The organism is Psychrobacter cibarius, assembly GCA_030686115.1.
Taxonomy (GTDB): domain Bacteria; phylum Pseudomonadota; class Gammaproteobacteria; order Pseudomonadales; family Moraxellaceae; genus Psychrobacter; species Psychrobacter cibarius_C.
In genome coordinates this window covers 1,877,581-1,902,345 of sequence record CP131612.1, presented here as the reverse complement: position 1 = coordinate 1,902,345, position 24,765 = coordinate 1,877,581, and the positions used below count along the sequence as shown (strand labels likewise).

Here is a 24,765-nt window from a genome sequence, read left to right as displayed (position 1 = left end):
CTATTCAGCATAAGGATGACCCCATGGATTTTTCATTAACCGATGACCAAATTGCCTTTCGCCAAACCGCTAGACAGTTTGCCCAAAAAGAGCTAAAGCCCAATGCTGCTGAATGGGATCGTACTTCGCATTTCCCAATTGATGTGATTAAAAAATCAGGCGAGCTCGGCTTTTTAGGGTTATATACCAACCCTGACTATGATGGCTTGGGTCTGCCGCGTCTAGATTCTGCGATGGTGTTTGAGGAGTTAGCATGGGGTGATACGGCTGTTGCTGCTTATATGAGTATTCATAACATGGCTGGCTGGATGATTGGTGAGTTTGGCAGTGATGCGCTGTGCAAAAAATATTTGCCAAATATGGTTAGTGGTGAATGGCTGGGCAGCTATTGTCTAACGGAACCTAATGCCGGTTCTGATGCCGCATCACTGCGTACCAAAGCCGATAAGCAAGGCGAGCATTATATTCTTAACGGCGAAAAAACCTTTATCTCAGGCGCAGGCTCCACCGATGTGTTGGTCGTTATGGCTCGTACGGGCGGCGCAGGCCCAAAAGGGGTTTCTGCATTTGTGGTAGACGCTGACAGTGCTGGTATCGAATACGGCAAAAACGAGCATAAAATGGGCTGGAAAGCACAGCCAACGCGGACGATTAGCTTTAAAGACGTCAAAGTGCCAGTAGAAAACCTCATCGGCGAGGAAGGCCAAGGTTTTCGTATTGCTATGAAAGGCTTAGATGGCGGCCGGATTAATATTGGTATCTGTGCAGTAGGGACAGCGCAAGCGGCGCTTGAGACAGCGACCAATTACGTGCAAGAGCGTAGCCAGTTTGGCAGCCCGATTGCTAGCCTACAAGCAGTACAGTTTAAGCTTGCTGATATGCTGACTCAAACTATCACTGCACGGCAAATGCTCTATTTGGCAGCTAGCAAAGTCGATAATAATGATGCACAGGCCTCTACTTATTGTGCAATGGCAAAGCGTTTGTCTACTGACTTGTGTTTCGATGTCGCCAATGAAGCTCTGCAACTACACGGTGGCTACGGTTATCTCAATGAGTATCCGCTTGAACGTCATGTGCGAGATTTGCGGGTCCATCAAATCTTAGAAGGTACCAATGAGATTATGCGCGTGATTGTCTCGCGTCAGCTCTTACAAGATAATGCGTTAAGCCAGTTACGCTAATCATTTTATATGAATAGATGATTTGCCTATTCGAATTTATGGATAAAGCAGTTTTATAAAAAATTATAACAAGGATATTTCATGACGGATTATACCAACTTAAAACTATCAATTAATGGTCATATTGCGACGCTAACCCTAAATAACCCACCTGCTCATACGTGGACGATGGATAGTCTACAGGCGCTTAAGCAACTGGTCACTGACCTCAATACCAATGATGAGGTATATGCACTAATTGTTCATGGCGATGGCGAGAAGTTCTTTTCAGCAGGCGCTGATTTAAATAATTTTGCCGATGGTGATAAAGGCCGCGCGATCAGTATGGCGATCGCCTTTGGTGAAGCATTTGAGGCACTGTCAGCCTATCGCGGCGTTAGTATAGCGGTTATCAATGGTTATGCGATGGGCGGTGGTCTTGAATGTGCGCTCGCTTGTGATATCCGTATCGCAGAAGACCATGCCCAAATGGCATTGCCTGAGACTGGCGTCGGTTTGTTACCTTGTGCTGGCGGTACGCAAAATCTAACAGCTTTAGTAGGTGAAGGCTGGGCGAAGCGCATGATATTATGCGGTGAGCGCGTCGATGCGAACACTGCCTTGCGTATTGGTTTGGTTGAAGAAGTCACTGCAAAAGGTGGCGGTTTATTAGCAGCACAAGCACTGGCGCAAAAAGTTGCTAAGCAATCACCAGTTGCCGTCAGTTATTCCAAAGCGCTTATTCAAGCAGCAAGACACACACCGCCTGCGCAAAATCTTATCCATGAGCGTGAAGCCTTCGTTAAATTATTTGATACCAAAGATCAGCGTGAAGGCGTGCAAGCATTTTTAGAGAAGCGTAAGCCCGTTTGGAAAAATAAATAAACGCCATAAAATCAAACTTAATGATACTATTTTTTTCTTTTAATATTTGTAGGTCACCTTTATGACAACAGCTATAGAAGGCAAACTAGAAGCGCCTGTACTATTCAGCACCGAGCCGACAGATTGTGGTCACCTGATTGGAATAATGATGTTAAACACACCCAAATCTCTTAATGCCCTTAGCGTTGAGATGTGTCAGTTATTAGCCCAGCAGCTAGAGCAGTGGCAAAATGACGATCGGATAGTAGCATTGGTATTAAAAGGCGCAGGCGATAAGGCATTTTGTGCTGGCGGTGATATTCGTAAGCTTTATGACAGTATGTCTAGTGATGCACCGCTACCGAATCCTTACGCGACAGAATTTTTTGGTCATGAATATCGTCTTTATCGGCAGATGCACTTTTATTCCAAACCACTAATACTCTGGGGTGACGGCATTATTATGGGTGGCGGCATGGGCTTGATGGCAGGTTGTAGTCACCGCTTGGTCACAGAGCGCACGCGCTTTGCCATGCCAGAAGTGACTATTGGGCTGTTCCCTGATGCTTCTGGCAGTTGGTTTTTGCAGCGTATGCCAGCTAAGACGGGCTTGTTTTTAGGGTTAACGGGCGCGATGTGTAATGGCAATGATGCGCTATTAGCCAATCTTGCAGAGTATGCCGTCGCCAGTAGTGACTATGATGCCGTCATACAAAGTTTAAAACAGAGTGATTGGCAGGTTGCCGCTAGTCGTACGGATAAATGCGATAACAATAGTGCTCATAGTATCGTTAGCCGTGTGCTTGCAGCGCAACCAATTGCCGAGTTGCCTGCTAGTAAATTGGCAATCCATTGGCAACCTATCCAGCAGTTGATGAACAGCGGCGGACTTGGTGATATCGATGCTTTATTACAAAGTGATGCAGCACTCGAAAAAATAGATACAGAGTTTGCTAATGATAGCTGGACGCGGCGAGCAGTAGACACTTATCGCCATGGCTGCCCAGTGACTGCGGCGTTGACCTATGCGCTTTATTATAAAGTCACTGACTTATCGCTAGAGCAAGTTCTGTATTTAGAAGCCAATGTAGCCGTACATTGTGCCGCCAATCCTGACTTTAAGGAAGGGGTACGTGCGCTGCTCATTGATAAAGATCGTAATCCACAATGGTCGCGTTCACTAGCAGACTGCCTGAGTAGCGAAGGGCAGACGTACATACAGCAGCATTTTGTGAATCCTTATGCTAAAGATGCGCATCCGTTAGGCGATTGGTTGGGTGATAATGCTTTAGGCAGTCAGTCTGTGCGTTAAAAATTGAATTTATCAATTCAATATAGACATCAAATTAAAATTACACTCAATTAAATAGTTTACAGCTATATGTGTAGCAATGCCTGCACGCATGATCAATACTTAACCATCAAGGAATGATGAGATGAATACAAAGGATGTGAATGTCACCAGTAGCGATACTACTAAGCCAAATATCGCCTTTATTGGGCTTGGTAATATGGGCGCACCGATGGCAGAGAACTTTTTAAAAGCAGGTTATACGTTATCGGTTTATGATTTATCCGCAGAGGCGACCACGCGCTTGCAACAAGCGGGTGCTAATGTAGCAGATAGTCCTAAAGACGCTGCACGTCATGCACAGGTCGTTATCAGTATGTTGCCTGCTGGCAAGCACGTCCATTCAGTCTATCTAGGAGATAATGGCGCTGACGGTCTACTTGCAGAGTTACCGAAAGGTACTTTAGTCATTGATAGCAGTACCATTGCAGCGGCTGATGCAAGAACAGTGGCGGAGGCGGCAAGCAAGCTTGGCATAGACTTCTTAGATGCCCCAGTCTCTGGTGGTACGGGCGGTGCTATCGCTGGTACGTTAACCTTTATAGTCGGTGGCAGCACTGATGCCTTTGCCAAAGCTGAGCCGATACTGGCTGTGATGGGCAAAAATATCTTTCATGCAGGCGAGCATGGCGCAGGACAAGTGGCAAAAATCTGTAATAACATGCTGTTAGGTATTCTGATGGCAGGAACGGCAGAAGCAATTAATCTGGGCGTCAAAAACGGTCTCGATCCAAAAGTGCTATCGGATATCATGCTACAAAGCTCAGGTCGCAACTGGACGTTAGAGGTCTACAACCCTTATCCGCAAGTGATGGAAAATGTCCCCTCTAGCAATGGCTACCAAGGCGGCTTTATGAGTAAGCTGATGCAAAAAGATCTTAACCTTGCCATGCAGACTGCTGAAGATACTCAGGTAGAGACGCCGATGGGCGCTAAAGCGACTGAGCTTTATGCTGCACATACTGTCGAGAATGGTGATAGAGATTTCTCGAGCATTATGGCGCGTCATGACAGCTCTGTATTGACTTAAATTATCAAAGTACCTATGAAAAAGGTCTGCATTATTATCTTAATGCAGACCTTTTTTTTGCTTATATTGCATCATCTAGCTGGGTAGGTCATAGACTAGAGACTGAATATCTTGCGCTGCTTTTTGCAGTCGTGGGACATGGGTTAAGAGATCATCTAAAGACACTCGTATGGTCGGTGCATGAAGATATAGCGAAGCAAGGTAGCGCGACTTTCTATCCCGTATCGGTACGGCGATTGCGACCATCTCAGAGATAAACTCCTCATTATCGATACCGATACCTGTTTCAGCGATGCGATCAAGCTCAGCGTTTAGCGCATCGATATCGGTGATCGTATTTTTGGTAAACTTATCCAATGAAAGGTTTTGCAGTATTTTGTCGCGGCTTGTGCGCGGCAACTGACTTAAATACAGCTTACCAGTCGCTGTACACCACATTGGTGATTTTGCGCCCACTGGCAAATAAATCTGTATCGGCAAGGTCGTATTTGCACGGTTGGTATAGATCATATTCATCTGATAAGGCACACCGATCCCGCAGGTCTCTTTTAGCTCATCAACCAGCTTTTGCAAAATCATTTGTCGCTCATTAAAGAACAATCGCTGCTGCCAAAGCTCAACACCCAAGTTTCGTACTCGCTTGCCCGGTATAATGCCGCCGCCAATATCCACAGTCACAAACCCTTCATCGAGCAGATTTTGAATCAATCGATGAATGGTCGGCTTGGGAATATCAAGCTCTTGCGATAGCTCAAGTGGCGAGAGCGGTTTTGAGGCATAGGACACCGCCTCGATAATCTCTAACACACGGGTAATCGACGATACTTTAGGCATATGAGTGGCTCAATAAGAATAAAAAGAATACAGTAGGAAATACAACAAGGCATTAACAGATAAAAGTAAATACGCAGCCTTGCGACACATTTTCCCTAACCTCTAATTTAGCATAATATCAAGCCTAGACAAGATCTAGTTACTCTATATGCCAATACTAAATGTATCAATACTAACGTCACACAGTCATACAATATTGAAAACTGATACCAATACTTTTTTCTGAAAAGTTTTCTAAAAGCAATAATTACTACACCATCTCACAAAATACAACAAACTGTAGTAATAAGCTATATAACTGTTATTGAGTTAAATAAAGAGGTAGGTCATTATAATGACATATTTTGTAATATCCTTACATGAAGATTAAGCTAACCAATATTCATGTTTGCGCTGCTGAGTTACTTTAAGAGCATTGTGTAACAGAAAGTCGAAGTTTTGCGGATTGGTGTAGTAATTATTACAATATCTATGCAATCTTTACATAACGGCAAATAAAAAGCGCTCCTAGAGGGGTGACTTTTCCGGCCAAAATTGTTTTAATCTGCTCAACAAAATGATCGATTTAAAAAAAGCTAAATTGTCATTTTTTATGGGCGACTTATTCCACACTTTAGGAGAGTATTTATGAGACTTATTAAATTAACAGCAATTTCTGCTGCCGTTTTAGCGTCAACTGCTGCACTAGCTGCTGAACCTGTTATCGTTGTTGATGGTAACGATGCAGTTGTATATGAAGCTGAGCCTGTTGCTGTTGCATATGAAGCTGAGCCTGTTGCTTATGCATACAATGCTGACGCTGGTATCGTTCGCAATACTACTGGTGCTGTTGTTGGTGGTACTAAGACTTTCTTCCAAACTGCTATCAACCCAGCTTCTGTTAGCGCTGAAGTTGGTACACTAGGTTATGGTGCTAACATCGGTTGGTCACTAAATGAGAAAACTGAATTACAAGCTGGTTGGGCTGGTGGCGATGTTGCTGACCTATTCGGCGGTGACTTTGACGCAAACGACGTAAACTATGACGTTGATTCTGACTTCAGCAACCCGTACCTAGGTGTGCAATTACGTCCTACTGGTAACTGGTTTACAATGGGTGCTGGTATCATTGTACCTGACAACGACATCGACGTAACTGCTAATCCAGATGGCGGCGTATACAAAATTAACGATAGAACGTTTGTTGCTGATGGCGAAAACGGTGTAGGTTCTTTACAAGGTACTATGGAACATCGTAACAAACTAGCACCTTATGGTACTATCGGTTTCCGTCCTAACATCGGTAACAACTGGGGTGTATTCGGCGAAATCGGTGCAGCCTATATGGGTAAAACTAACGCGACTGTAAATGCAGTTGACCCAGAAAGAAATGTGAATATTGATAATGGTGTTACTCCAGGTGGTGTAGATTCAGGCTTAAATGCTGGTCAAGTTGCTAAACTTGCTGAGCGTGAGCTTGAAGATAAAGACTATCTTGAGTGGATGCCAATTGTTAAGCTTGGTGCAACTTACCGTTTCTAATCTAATCACAGTTTAAGTACTGTTATTAGAAGAATAGTAAGAAAAAACGATCCTTTTTAGGGTCGTTTTTTTTGTTTGTGAAAGGGTAGTTGTTAGAATGAATCATATGTATAAATAATCTAGAAAATAACGATGGTTTGTTGCGCTGACAATACCGCGATACGGTAATCGGACTTAATGTCTGCTATGACCATTAAAGGTGATGGTTCTCTAATAGCATGAATCAAATCAGCAATCAGGTAGGAGTAATCTACTCCTAACCCTTGTGCCAGTTTGTATTGATAAATTTTGATAAAACTTTCTTTTATTTGCCATAGTAATTTAGCGATAGTCTCACGCTGAAGTGGTGATAGTGCTTGTAAAGCAGCTATTTCATGCTTAGAGTAAAACCGATGTGCTACGTGCCATGCTACATGATTGGTTTCAATATCAATACCAATGGGACGGTGACGACTAATGACCACTGTTACTTTACTGTTCAATGATTTATTGATTGTCTGAACAGTATTTTGATTAATATCATGATTCTTGCTGCCTGTATGACTAAAGCATACGTAATATTCACTGCTGCTAAGCCGATACGGGAAATTTGACTCATCCAAAGTATCGCGCAACTTTAGCTCAGCCAGTAATTGTTGTAGCAATAATCGAACGCCTTTGCGTTGTAGGCGACGTTGATGCTGCGCCATTTCACGTGTTGATAAACTTACTGGTGACAGGCAGTAATGCCAATTAAGCTCGTAAAATTTCTGAAAATTTACTTGCGATATATTGTTAGCGGATGACCACAGTAATTCATCCCACAGTCTTTTGAAGTTGAGGAATGAACGCTCGCTCACTTGTGCAGTGGCGCACCACGTTGCAGGATCGAGCTGGGTATATTGGACATGGGTCAGGTTTAAGATAGAGCTTGGCATCATTGATTATATCTATTGGATTCGTTCGCTTAGTAATATGCAAAAAGCCCAGCGATATATTATTGCTGGGCTTTCAATTATAAAATATGTTGAGCTTTATCGACTGTGATTAGTTTTACTGGTGTTAGTAAGACAATTCAGCACGGCGATTTAGTGCATAAGCTTCTTCAGTATTACCAGCGGCAGCAGGGCGCTCTTCACCATAGCTGATGACGCGGATATTGTTTACTGCGACGCCTTGAGTAGCAAGGTAATCACGTGCTGCAGCAGCACGGCGCTCACCTAGTGCCATGTTGTATTCACGGCTACCACGATCATCAGTGTTACCTGCGATAACAACGCTGGCTGCTGGATTTGAGTTGAGCAAGCTGGCATGTTGATTAAGAATGCTTGCTGCTTGTGAAGTAATTTCGCTGCTATCAAAAGCAAAGTAAACAACCGCCTGTAGGTTTTCAGCGCCCATAATAACCGCGCTTGAGTTATCTACGATGACTGCGCCAGTGTATCCAACTTGACCACCTGGGATACCTAGTGGGGCAACCACGACTTCAGAGGTAGCACGTTTGGTCGCACAACCTGTGGTTAGTGCCACAGCGCTTGATAATACAGCGAGGGCTGCGATCTTAGAAAAACTGGTTGACATAATGAGCTCCTAAAATTTTAATTAATTAAAATTGTTTTTTTGAACTGCTTACGATAAAACTTAGGCAATTGCTATCTATCATATACTAAATGTTACTTTATGTAAGTAGTATTACTGTAAATAATGCTAGAATTTACAGATAGATATGAGATCTACTACCAGCGGTGCTTGCCCCAATTTTCAGGATTGGCCCAATAATCCGCATTTAACCAATTTGGCAGCTGTTTATAATCATATAAATTGAACTGCCAAAGTCTGGCGGACGCTGATGACTTTACAGATAAAGGCTGCTCTGTTTGCTCAGTAGTATTCATCTCTAAAGATGGCTCATGCAAGATATCAAATGGGGTAAAGCCATAAGCTTTTAAATCTAGGGTGCCATCAAGGGCGATGAGCAGGTGTGCCGCATAAAGATCTCGATAGCGCATGAGCAGCGGAATATACTGCTGCAGCAACTCTGGTGAGAGTGTGGGTAACCAAAAACAGGCGAGCTCATAACGTTCAGGCAATTGTCGTTGATTGAGCTCTAATAGTGTCGATATTTGTGGTGAGCGGGTATTTTTTAGTAGTGTCTTTAATGCTAACCGCGCATTTTGGTCTGGGACGACCCACAGCAACTCAGTGTCATTATCAGTAGATTCAATGGTTGTGGATGCGTTCGCTTGTATGGTTAGTGAGGGCAAAAGAGCTTCAACGTAATCTATCAATAATGGTAACGTAATGTCTGAGCGACTGGCAGTTTGCTTTATCATATAATAGGCCGTTTATCGAGTGTTGGTCATCAGTGACCCTATTAAATCATTTTAATCGCGATTATCCAATGGGTGATTGATGCTGATTATGCTGCTCTTTTAATATGTCGACTCTCTCATTCTTTTGATATATCGACTCTCTCATTGCCATCGCATTTTGATAAGTGTCATGGACGATGGACATAATAAAATTGGGACCTGCTCTTGAAATTTGGCAGTTTAGGTCAATGTAGCAAGATACCATTATCATGTTGATGGTCATAAGATTATGCTAATTGACGACCTGCCTTAACCTAAATTATCACGCTTTTTACCATATATATTTTTTGCCATAAATAATAATAGGAATACCCATGTCTATTGCTGAAACTGATGCTCAAATCATTAATCCTGATATGCCAGATGTGCCACCGCATACACCAAGTAAAATTAATTTAAAAGATTACCAGAAACCTAGCTTTGATGTGGAAACGGTTGATTTAGATATTAAACTGTTTGAAAATCATGCACAGTTAGACAGCACACTGAAGATGGTACGTCAAACAGCAGGAGATCTCGTATTGTTTGGTGAGGAGTTGGAGCTGATCGCCATTACGATGAATGATAAGCCATTGACGGCTGAGGATTATCAACAACAAGCAGGCACGTTGACGATTGCTAATGCACCTGATGAGCTTGTTTTAGAGATTCAAGTACGCATCTGTCCGCAGACCAATACCGCACTTGAAGGGTTCTATATGGCGGGAAGTGGTGATGAGACGATGTTTGTCACCCAGTGTGAGCCGGAAGGTTTTCGCAAGATTACCTTTTATCCAGACCGCCCCGATGTATTGGCGATATTTACCACGCGTCTTGAGGCGGATAAGCGTTATCCAACACTATTGGCCAATGGTAACTTGGTTGAAGCGGGTGAGGTGGCAGATGCCCCAGACCGTCATTATGCGATATGGCATGATCCAACCAATAAACCAAGCTATCTATTTGCCTGCGTTGTCGCTGATTTAGACGTATTAACGGATTATTATACCACCAACGAAGGTCGTGAGGTGTTGCTGGAAATATACGCAAAGTCTGCTGACATCGATAAATGTGATGTCGGTATGCAAGCGTTGAAAGATTCGATGAAATGGGATGAGGTCAATTATGGTCGTGCGTATGATTTAGACCGTTATATGATTGTTGCCGTGAGTCAATTTAATATGGGCGCAATGGAAAACAAGGGTCTAAATATTTTTAACACCGCTTGTGTGTTATCCAGTCCTGAGACGACAACGGATGCGCGTAGCTTTAGTGTGAAAGCCATCATTGCCCATGAGTATTTTCATAACTGGACAGGCAATCGCATCACTTGCCGTGATTGGTTTCAATTGTGCTTAAAAGAAGGCTTTACCGTTTACCGCGATCAATCATTCTCAGCGGATCAGCAGTCGAGTGCCGTACAGCGTATCGACGATGTGGCGACCTTGCGTGCTCATCAGTTTGCGGAGGATGCAGGACCATTGGCACACCCGGTACGCCCTGAGAGTTTTGTCGAGATTAATAATTTTTATACGACGACTGTTTATGAGAAAGGCGCTGAAATCGTACGCATGATTGCCAATACGTTAGGAGCCGAGAATTTTCGTAAAGGCACGGATGAGTATTTCCGTCGTTATGATGGGCAAGCGGTGACGGTTGAGGACTTTTTGTCAGCGCTTAGCATCACGGATAGCAAGATTGAAAGCTTCATCGACTGGTATCGTCAGCCGGGCACACCAATGGTTTCTGGTCATCAATATTATGACCATGCAGCGCAGACACTGATGATTACGTTAAGTCAGCAAACCCGTCATGTCAGTGGCTTTGCTGCGCCAAAACCTTTGCCTATTCCGGTAGCGACTGCGCTATTTGATAAAGACACTGGTGACATTGTGGCTGAGCGTATGCTGCTACTCGATCAAGCCACGCAAACCTTTACCTTCGAACATGTAGCGCGTGAGCCTGTTGTATCTTTGCTACGTGATTTTAGTGCGCCAGTACAGCTCAATTATGATTATCAAGATGCAGATTTGGCATTTTTGCTCAAACATGAAACTAATGGTTTTAACCGCTGGCAAGTGACGCAGATGCTGGTCAATCGTATCTTGCTGCAAGGTCAAGGCGAGAAGAGCAGTCCTGACATCTATCTGCAAGCACTAGCGCAGACATTGCCTGTGCTCGCGGCTGAGGATGCGATGTTGGCTGCCCGCTTGCTTGATATTCCATCAGCGCAAGAGCTGGCGTCTGCTATTCATAAAAATTACGATCCAGCATTGGTGAAAGCGCAGCGCGACGACTTGTATCAGCAGCTTGCAGAGGCGCTAAAAGATCAATGGTCTGAGCTTTATGAGCAGCTACCTATGCAGTCTTATGAAGATAATGCCGAAGCTCGTGGCATCCGTGCCTTGCGTAATGTGGTGCTCGATATGGCGCTGACCGCAAATGTCGATGGCGCAGATGAATGGGCGCAGCAGCAGTATGATGATGCAAGCTGTATGACAGAGCGTTTCGGTGCGTTGAAAGCGATGGTCAATCATCAACTGCTAAATGCTGATGAGTATTTGGCGGACTTTTATAATCGTTTCCAAAATAATGATTTGGTCATCGATTTATGGTTTAGTGTGCAAGCGTCTGCTGATACTGTCACCGCTGATACTATCCAATCCTTGATCGCTCACGCAGATTTTGATTGGAATACGCCCAATCGTGTACGCTCAGTGGTCAGCGCCTTCACCTCGCAGCCAACGACTTTATGGACGGCAGAAGGGTTAGAGCTTTATATTGGTGTGATTAAAAAGTTGGATGATGCCAATCCTGTTTTGGCGTCGCGCTTATTGCAAGTGCTAGCGCGTTGGAATACCTTGGCTGAGCCACGTCGTCAAATGGCGCATGAGCGGTTGATTGAGTTGCAAAAGCAGGCTTCTTCTAAGCATGTACTTGAAAGTCTAAACAGTGTTTTAGGATCAGCGAGCGAGTAGGGTAAATTAAATGACTCTATAACAATAAACTAAATTATTTTATAAGAAAAAGCCCGTCCGATAATAGTATCGGACGGGCTTTTTTATTGAACGCTTAATAATGCTTAAAAAACTTAATAACCTGTGTTTATGGGCAATCGTTATTAAAAATTAACGATTCGGCAAAACGTCTTTGACCATATCACGTAGATTATACAGGGCAGTGACCGTACTATCCCAATCTAAGCAACCGTCAGTGATAGACTTGCCATATTCGAGCTGGCTTAAGTCAGCCGTCAGTTTTTGATTGCCGCCCTTTAGATGACTCTCAATCATCATACCAATGATAGATTTATTGCCGTTTTGAATTTGCTCTGCAACGTTTTGGATAACCATCGGCTGTAGATATGGGTCTTTACCTGAGTTGGCATGGCTTGAGTCAATCATAATCTTGCTATTGGTTTTGCCTTTTGCCAGCTCGTTTTCCACTTGTGCAACCGCAGTCTCGTCATAGTTGGGCTTGCCGTTACCACCGCGAAGTACCACGTGCGCGTAAGGGTTGCCTTTAGACTTGATGATTGAGACTTTGCCATCTGCAGATAAACCCAAGAAGCTATGACCTTCTTTTACGGCTTGCATTGCGTTAACAGCGACCGTCATGCCGCCGTCTGTTCCATTCTTGAAGCCTACTGGGCACGATAAGCCTGAACTCATTTCACGATGCGTTTGGCTCTCAGTGGTACGTGCGCCAATCGCTGACCAGCTGATCAAATCCTGCATGTACTGCGGGGTATTCGGGTCTAATGCTTCGGTGGCGCAAGGCAGACCTTTTTCATTCAAATCGAGCAGTAGCTTACGGGCAGTACGCAGACCTTTTTCAATATCGAAGCTATCGTTCATATCAGGGTCATTAATCATGCCTTTCCAGCCAACGGTTGTGCGCGGCTTTTCAAAATATACGCGCATCACAACGAACACGCTATCTTCGATTTCTTTTGCTAATATGGCCAAACGATCGGCATATTCGTGAGCGGCTTTGATATCATGAATAGAGCAGGGGCCGATGACCACAAAGAGGCGCTTGTCTTTACCGTCCAAGATGTTTTGGATGGTATTACGACCGTTTAATACGGTTTTATAGGCTGCATCTGATAAAGGTAGCTCAGTTTTTAGCTCAGCGGGAGTGATCAAAGGAATGAACTTTTCAATATTCACGTCGTCAATATCTGCATTATGGGTAACTGATGTTGTCATGGTTATATATCGTCTAGCTGATTTATAGGGAGTTTCATTATGCGGACAAAAGTGTTGGTTGACAAGGGCAGTCGCGCAGTTAATTGACTGATAACTGGAATGAGGAAACCAAAACTTAGTTATACTTGTTCAGCGCTAATCGTATATGAGCGCTTCAACAAGCAAGATTGTTACTCAATTTATCTGTCCGTATAGAAAAACGAACTAACCCGTTAAGTGGTCATTTCTGGCTTTTATCAGCTAATTTAGCTATTTGTATCATCGTCACGTATGATGACAATATAAAAGGTATGACGATAAAATAGTGAGTATGGCGAATGCTTAGGTATCACAGAGCTTTCGCGCAGATTTTATGCGTCGTATTTTATAATAATCATTCATTTATTTTATATGCATTTATTGTATTTTTTAATATCGAGAGCTTGTCATGACAGATTCTGCTACGCCTGATCAATATCATAACTTTATAGACCAAACAGAGACTGAAATTCGAAGTGCTGAATTACAGACTGTGCCATTGGTCATCGGTATCGTCGCAGGTGAGGTGTCAGGGGATAGCTTGGGCGCAGACTTCATGCAGCAAATGAATAATCTACGCGATGATATTGTGTGGGTCGGCGTCGGTGGTACAAAGATGCAAGCGCAAGGGCTGCACAGCATTTTTCCGTTAGAGCGTTTGGCAGTAATGGGTTTGGTAGAAGTCATGGCGCAATTACCTGACTTGCTTAAAGCGCGCCGTGAATTACTGAGCGCATTTAAAGCCGCTGATATTGATTGGTTTATTGGCATTGATGCGCCTGATTTTAATCTTAGAGTGGCTAAAAAATTAAAACCGCAAGGCGTATTCTGCGTGCAGTATGTCAGCCCTTCTATTTGGGCATGGCGTGAGTCACGTATTCATAATATCAAAGCGGCGACCGACCTTGTGTTGTGTTTGTTCCCCTTTGAGCTGTCCGTTTATGAGCGTCATAATCATCCAGCAATATGTGTTGGTCATCCGCTGTTGCGTACGATCGATCAAACATTATTAGAGACACCGATCAATCAGCGCCGTAGTGAGCTGGTTTGGCACAACGATGGCTTGCAGCAGTTTTTTATTGAACGATTTGACGATGTCAGCCAGCTTATTTGTGTGATGCCAGGCTCTCGGCGCGGTGAAATCACGGCTATTTTGCCATTGATGTTAGATGGTATTCAAAAGTTGATATTGCTTGACCCCAAGCTGTGCTTTATCATTCCGACCGTCGATCAGAATCACCAATATATCGTCCAAGATGTTATTGATCAGCGCTCAGAGCAACTACGTGCTGCCATCGTTGTGGTTTATGATGTTAGCCAGCCAGCCTTTAGCCAACAAGCGATGGCAGCCTCAGATATTGTAATGCTAGCATCTGGCACTGCAACGCTAGAGGCGATGCTGTTAGAGCGACCGATGGTGGTGGTTTATCAATTAAATAAGCTCACCTATCAGATTGCCAAACGCTTGGTCAAAGTGCCTTATGTGGCGCTGCCCAATATTTTGGCTAATACTGCAATCGTTCCTGAGCTGATCCAAGAGCAGGCGAGTGGTGACAATATCTGTCGTACGGTCATGCGGCTATTGCAACCGCGTGCCTATGCTGAGCAATTAAAAGATCTCGTCGCCACAAAGTACTTATTACAACAGCAGAGTAATCATGATCCTGCTAATAGTGTGATTGAGCAATGGTTTATCCAAGAGAAACATCGGATTTAAGCCATTATTGATTGCGATCATTTCTTCTTCTATTAATTACAAAGATACCTAATAACAAAGATACCGCGCCCCTATGAGTAACCAGTACCAAACCCACAACTCTGTCACCCCGATTGAAGTAAGTATTGAGCAAATTGATATCAAAGGTCAATATCTACAGCTGGTTGAGCCTATTCGTTTATCGGGTCAGGTATATATTGATGAGCTACTTACTCAGTATCCGATCAAGGTGGAACAAGGCTTACAGCAGTCAACGCTACAAATAGGCGTTGATGAAGCAGGACGTGGGCCGTTGCTCGGTAGCGTCAATGTGGCTGCTGCGATATTGCCTAAAACTTGGTCAGGATTGATTGAGATGCAGCCATTAAAGGACACGCCATTATCTATCTTGACCGACTCCAAGCAGCTGAGTGAAAAGAAGCGTGACCGTCTTTATCCGTTGGTTCAGCAGCATGCTATTGGTTATGTTGTCGCCGAGATCCCAGCAGCGGTCATCGATCAAGTCAATATCTTGCAAGCGACGATGCTCGGTATGCGCTTATGTACCGAAGTGTTGTTAAAAGCCATTGCTCATCATCTTGTCAACTCTATGAGGCAGGTTGAAGTTTTGTTCGATGGTAATCGCTGCCCTGAATTAAATGAGGTAATGCTCGCTGAACTGGGTATAGAGAAATCGATTATCGATTGCCAAGCGTGGGTAAAGGGCGATGCGCGTCATACCAGCATTGCTGCCGCCAGTATATTGGCTAAAGTCAGCCGTGACAAAGCCATGTATGCGCTTGATGCTGAGCATCCAGAATATGGTATCGCCAAACATAAAGGCTATCCAACACGCGCACACATGGAGGCAATCGAAAAATACGGCGTATTATCTGCGCATAGACGTAGTTTTGCACCAGTCAGGAAGTCATTAGAGAAAGCTACTTAAGAACAAAGCACTTAAAAATAAACGTTGAGCTGAGCGTGCTTCTTTAAAGTAGCCTAAGTGGAAATAGTCATAACTAAAAATAAGACAGTCTATAATGAACGTATCAGTATTCAACAAACACCAAGTAAAAATTTTTGGACTGTATTACAATGTCATAACAAATAAACTCAATACTGTGATATTAGCAGTTTAAGTCTACTTAGCTTATATCCGCATATTTAACGCTGGCTTTTATTGACTTATATACGCGCTATTATTCTATAGGATAAAAAATGACGCTCAGTACGCTATTAATCAGTACACCACAGAAAAATCTTGCTGCAGTGCTTTTTTTGACAGTATTTATAACGGCTTGTGGTGGTGGCTCTGATAGCAGCTCTAATACCAATGCGCCAAGCCCGAACCCACCTGCTATCGAGCCAAACGATCAGCCCAATGGTAATACAAGTGACAATTCAAGCGATAATGTTGGCGACCAACCTGATAGCACTATTGCTACTAATGATGAGGCAAAGGCTGCATTGATTACCAACAATAAGTTCAGTTTGGCGCGTACCAGCTGTGGTCTGAGCGGTTTATCTGTTGATACCGCGCTTGATGATGTTGCCATTAAACATGCAAATTATATTAAATACGTCTTTGCCAATAGCTCACCGACCGCATTCAGCGCGCATTACGAAAATAAGATTGCAGATATTTCGGGCGTTACCAGTAGCAATAATCCATTTTTTGGTGGGTTAAGTTTTACCGATCGCTTATCAAATGCAAATTACCCAAATGTACGATATGGTGTGACTGAGAATATCGCCCAATCTATTCACTATAGTTCAGCAGGCAATCTTATTCGCTCGGATGTTGTGGCAGGCTCGATGGCAAAGTCCTTGCTGGCAGCACCTTACCATTTGCGTTCATTAATGATGCCTAGTGCAAGCGTGACGGGTACTGGCGTGGTTATCTATAAGCCATACAATAAAGAGGCGGCGAATAACCAAGGTTATGTATTGGTCAACCATGCAGCAGCAACCCAAGCGACTAAAGATAATACGGTTAAAGGCGTATTCACTTATCCATGTGAAGGCGTGACGGATACAGTAACCGCGCTATATAATGAGACACCAGATCCTGTCAAGCATACAGGGCGTGACTTGAGAGTGGATCCTATCGGGCAACCCATTTATATCAATATGCCAGCCGCTCAAACGATTGATATCAGCAATGTGAGATTTCATGATATCCAGCGAAATATCGATGTACCGATTGAGCTGCTAGACTATCGCCAAGATCCCTATAAAAATACGGCAAATGCGCTGCCAGCAAACGAAGCTTTTATATTACCAATCACTGATAATTTAAAAAGCTGCCAGATTGCCAGTAAAAAAGGCAAAAACTGTGGTTTACATGGCAACAGTGACTACCGTGTCAGCTTTGATATTTTAGTGGATAATAAAACTATCGAGCGTGAGAGCTTTACCTTTATGACAGGGATAGTCAACTAATAATTAGGTGTACTAAGACGTGTTCTTAATCTGAATAAAAGCACCAATCTGAACGAAAGTATCTAAAGAGTAAGTAAAATAAAGCAAGGGCTGAACCAGTTATCTGATTCAGCCCTTGCTTTATTACCATAGTCAATCCCTTGCACTATAAAAGAGTTCGGCGTTCCTCTCGCTTGAAATAGTGTATATGCCTATACTTGGTTGCCTTGTACTTCACACTTCTTTTGAGTCGAAGTAACTATATTACAATAAATCATATTGCAATCAATCATATAGATATATAAGCGCTAAAACGATGAGTTCGGTTGTTGCAAGAAGGCTTCTTCTTCATCCGTTGACTCGCGATCTAAAATGTCATTGCGATGCGGATAGCGACCGAATTGTTCAATGATATCTTTATGACGATTTTCGAAATCCAGCGTATTGTCATCATGTAATTTTTCAAACAATGGTAAGTAGCGCTTATGGATCATCAATGATTCAGAATGCATAAATGGCATGATGATAAACTTGCGCCATTCAGTCGGTAACGTATCAAAGTGTGGTTGTCCAATAGCCTCTTGTGCCAATGCGATAGCCATACTATCTTGTGCAAAAGCGCCTGCTTGCCCGCGACATAAATTACGCGAAAACTGATCTAAGACAATAATTTCTGCTAGTCTGCCTGCCAACGCCGTGATGGAGCTATTGCTATCGGTTGGCGCGTTTGCGATACGCCACGTCACGCATTCACCTTGCTTTGCCGCGTGCCAGATGTCACTGAATTTATCCTTTATCTGCTTATCAAAAGCATCATTTTGCGCAAACCAATATTGCTCATTTTCTTTGTCAAACCAAAACTCCAGTACTGCACGCGCATTAGCATCAAGATGCTCTAAATGAATATTTTTTGGGTCGAGCTGCGATGAATAAGCTTGGCTAGTAGCAGTGGAATAATCGGTTGATAGTGACATAAGATATTCTAATTATGATGAATTTAGTCTACTATAGCGCAAATATTTATGTCTGTCATGATGCCAACAGCAGCTATTAGGTAACCTCTTATGAATACAAAAACTTCACTAAACACCACCCAATCATCTCTACCGCCCACGCCTTATTATTTGCTCGATGAAGCGGCAATCGTTGCCAATATGCAGATTATCTCACGGCTGTGTGAGCTATCAGGCGCTAAAGCATTATTGGCGCTCAAATGCTTTGCCACTTGGGGCGTGTTTGATGTGATGCAGCCTTATTTGCACGGCACAACCTCATCGTCACTCAATGAAGTGCGTTTGGGCTACGAGACTTTTGGTAAAGGTAAAGACAGTGATAATAAAAAAGAAACTCATGCTTACAGCGTCGCCTATAGTGCTGATGAGATCGATGAAGTATTGAGCTATGCTGATAAAATTATCTTTAACTCTATCTCGCAACTAAATGCTTTTAAAGATCAAGCGGCGGCAAAAAATATACCAGTGGGACTGCGCTTAAACCCAAAGACCAGCAACTCGTCATTTATCATCGCTGATCCTGCGCGTCCTTTTAGCCGTTTGGGTGAACATGATAAAAACAAGATTGCAGTGGTACTTGATGACATTACTGGGGTAATGATTCATAACAACTGTGAAAATGACAGCTTTGAAGCCTTTAGTGCAAGCTTAGCCGATATCGAAGACAGATTTGGTGATGTTTTAGCGCAGCTTGAGTGGGTGAGTTTGGGCGGTGGTATTCATTTTATCGCGCCTGATTATCCACTAGAAAAACTGGCTGACAGGTTAAAAGGCTTTAGTGAAAAATATGGGGTGCAAGTTTATCTTGAACCGGGTGAGGCAAGTATCCATGGTGCTGGGTCATTGGTCACGACCGTCTTAGATACCATGCATAATGAAAAAAATCTCGCTGTAGTAGATTCATCCATTGAAGCGCACATGCTTGATTTGTTAATTTACCGTGAGTCAGCGCCGATAGCGGCTGTTAATAGTGATTTAATGAATATTGCCTCTCTTGATATCGACCCGACCAATATTGCACCCATAAGCGAAAATACTGAATCAGCTGATAATACCATTATTTATGGTCGTTCTTGCTTAGCAGGTGATATCTTTGGTGAGTATGCCTTGCCAAATAACTTAACAATAGGTGATACCGTAACCTTTGGTAATGCCGCAGGTTATACCATGGTGAAAAAGAACTGGTTCAATGGTGTTAATATGCCGGCGATTGTGATTCGTCGTCTAGATGGCAGTATAGATGTGCAGCGCGAATTTGATTATCAAGATTACAAAGCCAGCTTGTCTTAGTTTAATTGTGTCGATAAATTGATTTAAATTTTAGAAAACAAAGACTTAAGTGTGTTTTTGAATGACTTTAACTCGTCTGTTTTTTATACATTATTTTTACCGATGTCTTCATAAAAATTGTTATAATCGCCACGGGCAAAAGCCAACAATCAAATGGTGCTTTGCCCGACGGGTGCGTGGGTTTTCCTCGGTCTTCCTTTTTAATTCACGCATATCATTCACTCGTTTCTGTTTTGACTCGCCACTATCGATGGTATCGACAGAGACACAAAGGAGGATTGTTCATTGAACACAAACCAACAAGCCAAATCTAGCAAAAAAGACGTACTCATCATCGGAGCCGGCGGTGTCGCTCAAGTGGTCGCGCATAAATGTGCGATGCATAACGATATCCTTGGCGAGATTCATATTGCCTCGCGCACGCAAGATAAATGTGATGCCATCGCCCAAAGCGTGAAAGATAAGAATAGCTTCAAGCAGCCTGCAGTATTGCATACGCATCAAGTGGATGCTATGGATACTCAAGCGCTGATACAGCTGATTCAAGAGTCGGGTATCCAAATCGTCATCAATGTCGGTTCGGCATTTATCAATATGACGGTATTGGAAGCTTGTATCGAGACAGGTGTTGCTTATATCGATACTGCCATTCACGAAGATCCACGCAAGATTTGCGAGACGCCACCATGGTATGACAATTACGAATGGCAGCGCAAACAGCGCTGTGCGGACAATAATGTCACGGCGATTTTAGGGGCAGGATTTGACCCCGGTATGGTCAACGCCTATGCGCGTCTTGGCTATGACATGATGGATGCAGGTTCGGTGACGGATATCGATATCATTGATATCAATGCTGGCAGCCACGGTAAATACTTCGCTACTAACTTCGATCCTGAGATTAACTTCCGTGAATTTACCGGTACGGTTTACTCTTGGCAGGACAGCAAGTGGCAGTCTAATAAAATGTTCGAAGTGAAGCGTACTGACGATTTGCCAGTGGTTGGCGTGCAAAACAGTTACTTAAGTGGTCATGATGAAGTGCATTCGTTATCCGCCAATTTAGACGTACCAAATATCCGTTTTTGGATGGGCTTTGGTGAGCATTATATTAATGTATTCACTGTGCTACAAAGTTTGGGTCTACTCTCTGAGCAGCCGGTGATGACTGCTGAAGGGCAAGAAGTAATTCCGTTAAAAGTAGTGAAAGCGGTTCTGCCAGACCCAAGTTCACTTGCGCCAAACTATACGGGCAAGACCTGCATCGGTGACAAAGTCAAAGGCAAAATCAACGGCGTTGATAGCGAGGTATTTATTTACAATATCTCAGATCATAAAGACGCTTATAACGAAGTCGGTAGCCAAGGTATCTCTTATACCGCAGGCGTACCACCCGTCGCTGCTGCGATTCTGGTCGCAACTGGTGAGTGGGATGCTGGCAAGATGGTCAACGTTGAAGAGCTGGATGCCAAGCCATTTATCAATCTGCTAAATAAGATTGGTTTGCCAACGCGTATCAAAGATAGCGAAGGCGACAGAGCGTTAGCGTTTGATATTTAAATAACGAGTTTGATTTAGAAAAGCCTATCTTTAATAGATAGGCTTTTTTTATGTCTGGGTTTTTACGTTAATTTTACGAGGAGGTAGGGGAGCTGATCCTGTCATTACCCTTCATTAGGATTATAATTTCTCAACGCCGCAATACGGTCATCAAGCGTTGGATGTGAGCGGAAAAGGTTTGCGATACTAAAGCCCGTAGACTGTCCTGATGAAATAGCAAATGCTTTCATGCTCTCAGGCATTTGATCTGGACGCTGCTCGGAAGGACGCAAGGCATCAAGCGCACTAATCATTTTATCTTTGCTAGCAAGTTTTGCTCCCATCTGATCGGCACGGAATTCGCGTAGACGCGAGAACCACATTACGATGGCAGACGCCAAAAATCCAAGCAAAATATCCATCACAATACTCGTGATGAAGTAACCAATACCTGGGCTATCACTGGTGTTTTTAAACACCGTCCGATCGACGAAGCTACCAATGATACGCGCAAAGAACATCACAAAGGCGTTTACCACCCCTTGGATGAGCGCCAGCGTGACCATATCACCGTTTGCGACGTGACCAATTTCATGCGCCAATACCGCTTCTACTTCATCGGGTGTCATGCTTTGCAGTAAGCCAGATGAAACAGCGACCAACGCTTTGTTTTTATTCCAGCCTGTGGCAAACGCGTTTGGCTGAGAATTATTAAAAATCCCCACTTCTGGCATGCCAATATTTACCGCTCGCGCTTGTCTAGCGACCGTATCTACCAGCCATTTTTCAGTGGCATTGCTTGGCGTTTCAATAACCACCGTTCCCGTTGATCTTTTGGCCATCCATTTCGAGATAAATAGTGATACCATCGAACCAACCATGCCGTACACGCCGCACATAATGGCAAGACTGGTGTAATTTAGCCCGCCCGCACCATGTACGCCACCAATTCCAAAAAATCTGGATAAAATACCAAACACGATGCTAAATACCACAATAACCGCTAAGTTGGTTAATAAGAACAATCCGATGCGCATCATGATGCCAGTTTCCTCATTTAAATTTAAATACAACTTTAAGACATAATACTCTATGAGGTATTATATTTTTATATATGTTTTTACTTTACATAAATGGCGTTATTTTGATAAATAACAATCCCAGTTAACCGTATAAATACAGTGATATGGTTAGCGAGCAAAGAATAAAAATAAAGAATAGCGACATCTAAAAGGTAAGAATAATTGTTTTTTGACGGTTTAAATAGTCAAGGGCTAAAAGTAAAAATTAAAACGAAAATAGTGAGCAGGTATAATGAGCACTCACTGTTGAGGTTTTTCATTTAACGCTCTATGAGGTCTAATCATGAACGCTCTAACACTTAAAGTCCCTCCAGTCGCCCAAGTCATTATTACTGCTGCTGCTATGTATGGCATCTCTAAAATGGTTCCTGCTTTGACGTTCTCACTCAACGGCTCAACTACACTGGCAGGGTGTTTGGGTGTGATAGGGCTGAGCTTAGGTATTATGGGTGTGACTCAATTTAGAATAGCTCAGACCACGCCCAATCCACAAGCGTTAGAGAAGGTCTCTAGTTTAGTGACCAGCGGCGTATATCAGTATAGCCGCAATCCGATGTATGTTGGCTTGGTGCTTATACTATTAGGCTGGGCGTTCTATCTTTCTCACTTTCTGGCGTTTGTATTATTGCCTATTTTTATACTTTATATGACGCGCTTTCAAATCCAGCCAGAAGAGCGAATGATGGCACAGAAATTTGGCAAAACTTATCAGGATTATCTAAATAAAGTGCGGCGCTGGATTTGAGGTATAGTAAGTAAAGATTTTATGATAAATGAATGAACAATAAAATCAGGGAGATGACGTTATGGAAATGAAAAATATACCTTTTGCTATTACCGATTGGACGACAGTAGAAGCGGTAGAAAACAGAGGTGAAACGGGCACGGGGTATTGGAAGACTTGCGAATTTAACAATATCAATGTGCATATGGTTGAGTACTCCGCAGGCTACCTTGCCGATCACTGGTGCGATAAAGGACATATTTTATTCTGTGTTGAGGGCGAGCTGAACACCGAACTAAAAGATGGGCGCACTTTCACCTTAACAGCGGGCATGACTTATCAAGTGGCGGACAATACGATTGCCCATCGTTCGTCAACGAAGATAGGCGCTAAGCTATTTATTGTTGATTGATATTGCCAGTAACACCATAAAATTCATAAAGCTATAAAACCATAGATCTATAAAAATAAAGCGAGAACATAAAATGCAACTAGAAATAAATGTCGTTGATGCTTTTACGGATACCGTTTTTAAAGGCAATTCAGCGGCGGTTATCATTACAGATAATTGGTTAAGTGATGATTTGATGCAGTCTATCGCTTTTGAGAATAATTTATCTGAGACAGCTTTTATTGTGGTTGATGACAAAGACATTTGTCATATCCGCTGGTTTTCACCATTCACTGAGATTGCATTTTGTGGACATGCAACGCTAGCGTCAGCCTTTGTGTTATTTAACAAAAACCCCAATGTAGAAAACATTAAATTTTCAGCCAAAGCGGTTGGTGTTTTGACCATTGTGCAAACAGACGATGGCAAGATACAAATGGACTTTCCTAATACTAAGCCTGAGAAAGTTGACAATATCCCTGATAGCTTGCTTGCAGGACTATCTATTGCACCCGTTGAAGTCTATAAAAATACTCAAGCCTATTTTGTGATTTATAATGCTGAGTCCGACGTCTTAACAGTAGCGCGTGATAACGAGCAGCTAAAACAGCTTGCGCCTTTAGATGTGGTGGTGACTTGTCAGGCTAAGTCTGCTGACTACGAAAACTATGATTTTATTTCACGTTATTTTTGGCCAGCCAATGGTGGCGATGAAGACCCAGTGACGGGTTCAGTGCATACTGGTCTTGCCCCATTATGGGCTGAGCGTTTGGCTAAAAATAACTTGGTCGCTTATCAAGCATCACGTCGCGGCGGGGTTCTAGACTGTGTGGTCGCTGGCGATAGAGTCATTATCTCTGGTCATGCCGTACAGTATATGACAGGATTTATCACCGTTTAGGAGTAGATGGTTTTGACTGAATTAAAAACCGTTGGATTGTTCGCACTGACCGCATTAGCAGAGATTGCGGGCTGCTATTTGCCTTATCTTTGGCTGCGAGAAGGTAAATCTATTTGGCTGCTTGTCCCTGGCGTACTAAGTCTGGTCGCTTTCGTTTGGCTGTTGTCTTTACATCCTACCGCAGCTGGTAGAGTCTACGCGGCTTATGGCGGCGTGTATATTTCGATGGCTATTTTATGGTTGTGGGCGGTGAACGGTATCAGGCCGACCACGTGGGATATAGTAGGTTCTGCGGTTGCGTTATTAGGCATGGCAATTATTATGTTTGCGCCGCGCGGTGCTTAGCATAAAGACCGCACCTAGCATAAAAAATGCCAATCAAA

Annotated in this window: 22 protein-coding genes; 15 read left to right on the top strand and 7 right to left on the bottom strand. The window is 43.2% G+C overall.

Going from position 1 to position 24,765, the window contains the following annotated elements; genetic code table 11:
- Positions 1-23: 23 nt before the first annotated feature.
- The 4 genes from Q6344_07935 (at position 24) to mmsB (ending at position 4,408) form a co-directional block, all read left to right on the top strand.
- The gene (locus tag Q6344_07935) at positions 24-1,184 is read left to right on the top strand and encodes an acyl-CoA dehydrogenase family protein (protein ID WLG12543.1); all 1,161 of its coding nucleotides are present in this window, start codon (positions 24-26) and stop codon (positions 1,182-1,184) included.
- A gap of 81 nt (positions 1,185-1,265) precedes the next feature.
- Positions 1,266-2,048, top strand: coding sequence for an enoyl-CoA hydratase (locus Q6344_07930; protein ID WLG12542.1), 783 nt, complete (start codon positions 1,266-1,268; stop codon positions 2,046-2,048).
- Positions 2,049-2,109: 61 nt separating this feature from the next.
- Positions 2,110-3,339, top strand: a complete 1,230-nt coding sequence (locus Q6344_07925; protein WLG12541.1) for an enoyl-CoA hydratase/isomerase family protein — start codon at positions 2,110-2,112, stop codon at positions 3,337-3,339.
- Between the two features lie 124 nt (positions 3,340-3,463).
- Positions 3,464-4,408 (top strand): 3-hydroxyisobutyrate dehydrogenase, encoded by a 945-nt coding sequence (gene mmsB / locus Q6344_07920; GenBank protein ID WLG12540.1) that lies wholly within the window; start codon positions 3,464-3,466, stop codon positions 4,406-4,408.
- Positions 4,409-4,483: 75 nt separating this feature from the next.
- Here the strand turns inward: mmsB and Q6344_07915 are convergent, their stop codons facing one another.
- Positions 4,484-5,242 (bottom strand): IclR family transcriptional regulator, encoded by a 759-nt coding sequence (locus Q6344_07915; GenBank protein ID WLG12539.1) that lies wholly within the window; start codon positions 5,240-5,242, stop codon positions 4,484-4,486.
- Between the two features lie 627 nt (positions 5,243-5,869).
- Here Q6344_07915 and Q6344_07910 point away from each other — a divergent pair.
- A complete protein-coding gene (locus tag Q6344_07910; GenBank protein WLG12538.1) occupies positions 5,870-6,763 on the top strand; it encodes a hypothetical protein in 894 nt (297 codons plus the stop codon).
- 119 nt (positions 6,764-6,882) lie between these two features.
- Here Q6344_07910 and Q6344_07905 read toward each other — a convergent pair whose 3' ends face one another.
- The 3 genes from Q6344_07905 to Q6344_07895 all read right to left on the bottom strand — a co-directional run bounded on the left by Q6344_07905 (position 6,883) and on the right by Q6344_07895 (position 9,075).
- Positions 6,883-7,683 carry a 4'-phosphopantetheinyl transferase superfamily protein gene (locus tag Q6344_07905; protein ID WLG12537.1) on the bottom strand — a complete coding sequence of 267 codons (801 nt, stop codon included), beginning with the start codon at positions 7,681-7,683 and terminating at the stop codon, positions 6,883-6,885.
- A gap of 121 nt (positions 7,684-7,804) precedes the next feature.
- Positions 7,805-8,323: a peptidoglycan-associated lipoprotein Pal gene (gene pal, locus Q6344_07900; GenBank protein ID WLG12536.1), complete on the bottom strand. Its 519-nt coding sequence runs from the start codon at positions 8,321-8,323 to the stop codon at positions 7,805-7,807.
- A gap of 155 nt (positions 8,324-8,478) precedes the next feature.
- Complete coding sequence (locus Q6344_07895; protein WLG12535.1) at positions 8,479-9,075, bottom strand: DUF6231 family protein; 597 nt, start codon at positions 9,073-9,075, stop codon at positions 8,479-8,481.
- A 395-nt stretch (positions 9,076-9,470) separates the two neighbouring features.
- On the opposite strand from Q6344_07895, the gene pepN reads away from it, so the two are divergent.
- Complete coding sequence (gene pepN, locus Q6344_07890) at positions 9,471-12,071, top strand: aminopeptidase N (protein WLG15179.1); 2,601 nt, start codon at positions 9,471-9,473, stop codon at positions 12,069-12,071.
- A 150-nt stretch (positions 12,072-12,221) separates the two neighbouring features.
- Here the strand turns inward: pepN and Q6344_07885 are convergent, their stop codons facing one another.
- Positions 12,222-13,304, bottom strand: coding sequence for a 3-deoxy-7-phosphoheptulonate synthase (locus tag Q6344_07885; protein ID WLG12534.1), 1,083 nt, complete (start codon positions 13,302-13,304; stop codon positions 12,222-12,224).
- Positions 13,305-13,731: 427 nt separating this feature from the next.
- Between Q6344_07885 and lpxB the strand changes: the two genes are divergently transcribed.
- From lpxB to Q6344_07870, 3 genes are all read left to right on the top strand, one after another.
- On the top strand, positions 13,732-15,039 hold the full coding sequence (gene lpxB / locus Q6344_07880) for a lipid-A-disaccharide synthase (protein WLG12533.1): 1,308 nt from the start codon (positions 13,732-13,734) through the stop codon (positions 15,037-15,039).
- 73 nt (positions 15,040-15,112) lie between these two features.
- The gene (locus tag Q6344_07875) at positions 15,113-15,967 is read left to right on the top strand and encodes a ribonuclease HII (GenBank protein WLG12532.1); all 855 of its coding nucleotides are present in this window, start codon (positions 15,113-15,115) and stop codon (positions 15,965-15,967) included.
- Positions 15,968-16,239: 272 nt separating this feature from the next.
- A complete protein-coding gene (locus Q6344_07870) occupies positions 16,240-17,463 on the top strand; it encodes a CAP domain-containing protein (protein ID WLG12531.1) in 1,224 nt (407 codons plus the stop codon).
- A 287-nt stretch (positions 17,464-17,750) separates the two neighbouring features.
- On the opposite strand, the gene Q6344_07865 is transcribed toward Q6344_07870, so the two are convergent.
- A complete protein-coding gene (locus tag Q6344_07865) occupies positions 17,751-18,416 on the bottom strand; it encodes a DUF924 family protein (GenBank protein ID WLG12530.1) in 666 nt (221 codons plus the stop codon).
- A 90-nt stretch (positions 18,417-18,506) separates the two neighbouring features.
- On the opposite strand from Q6344_07865, the gene Q6344_07860 reads away from it, so the two are divergent.
- A complete protein-coding gene (locus Q6344_07860) occupies positions 18,507-19,745 on the top strand; it encodes a carboxynorspermidine decarboxylase (protein WLG12529.1) in 1,239 nt (412 codons plus the stop codon).
- 285 nt (positions 19,746-20,030) lie between these two features.
- Complete coding sequence (locus Q6344_07855; protein WLG12528.1) at positions 20,031-21,305, top strand: saccharopine dehydrogenase family protein; 1,275 nt, start codon at positions 20,031-20,033, stop codon at positions 21,303-21,305.
- 104 nt (positions 21,306-21,409) lie between these two features.
- On the opposite strand, the gene htpX is transcribed toward Q6344_07855, so the two are convergent.
- Positions 21,410-22,324, bottom strand: coding sequence for a protease HtpX (gene htpX / locus Q6344_07850; GenBank protein ID WLG12527.1), 915 nt, complete (start codon positions 22,322-22,324; stop codon positions 21,410-21,412).
- Between the two features lie 325 nt (positions 22,325-22,649).
- Between htpX and Q6344_07845 the strand changes: the two genes are divergently transcribed.
- The 4 genes from Q6344_07845 to Q6344_07830 all read left to right on the top strand — a co-directional run bounded on the left by Q6344_07845 (position 22,650) and on the right by Q6344_07830 (position 24,727).
- Complete coding sequence (locus Q6344_07845) at positions 22,650-23,111, top strand: isoprenylcysteine carboxylmethyltransferase family protein (protein WLG12526.1); 462 nt, start codon at positions 22,650-22,652, stop codon at positions 23,109-23,111.
- Between the two features lie 61 nt (positions 23,112-23,172).
- On the top strand, positions 23,173-23,502 hold the full coding sequence (locus Q6344_07840; protein ID WLG12525.1) for a DHCW motif cupin fold protein: 330 nt from the start codon (positions 23,173-23,175) through the stop codon (positions 23,500-23,502).
- A gap of 73 nt (positions 23,503-23,575) precedes the next feature.
- On the top strand, positions 23,576-24,382 hold the full coding sequence (locus Q6344_07835; protein WLG12524.1) for a PhzF family phenazine biosynthesis protein: 807 nt from the start codon (positions 23,576-23,578) through the stop codon (positions 24,380-24,382).
- 12 nt (positions 24,383-24,394) lie between these two features.
- Positions 24,395-24,727, top strand: a complete 333-nt coding sequence (locus Q6344_07830) for a YnfA family protein (GenBank protein ID WLG12523.1) — start codon at positions 24,395-24,397, stop codon at positions 24,725-24,727.
- Positions 24,728-24,765 lie beyond the last annotated feature (38 nt).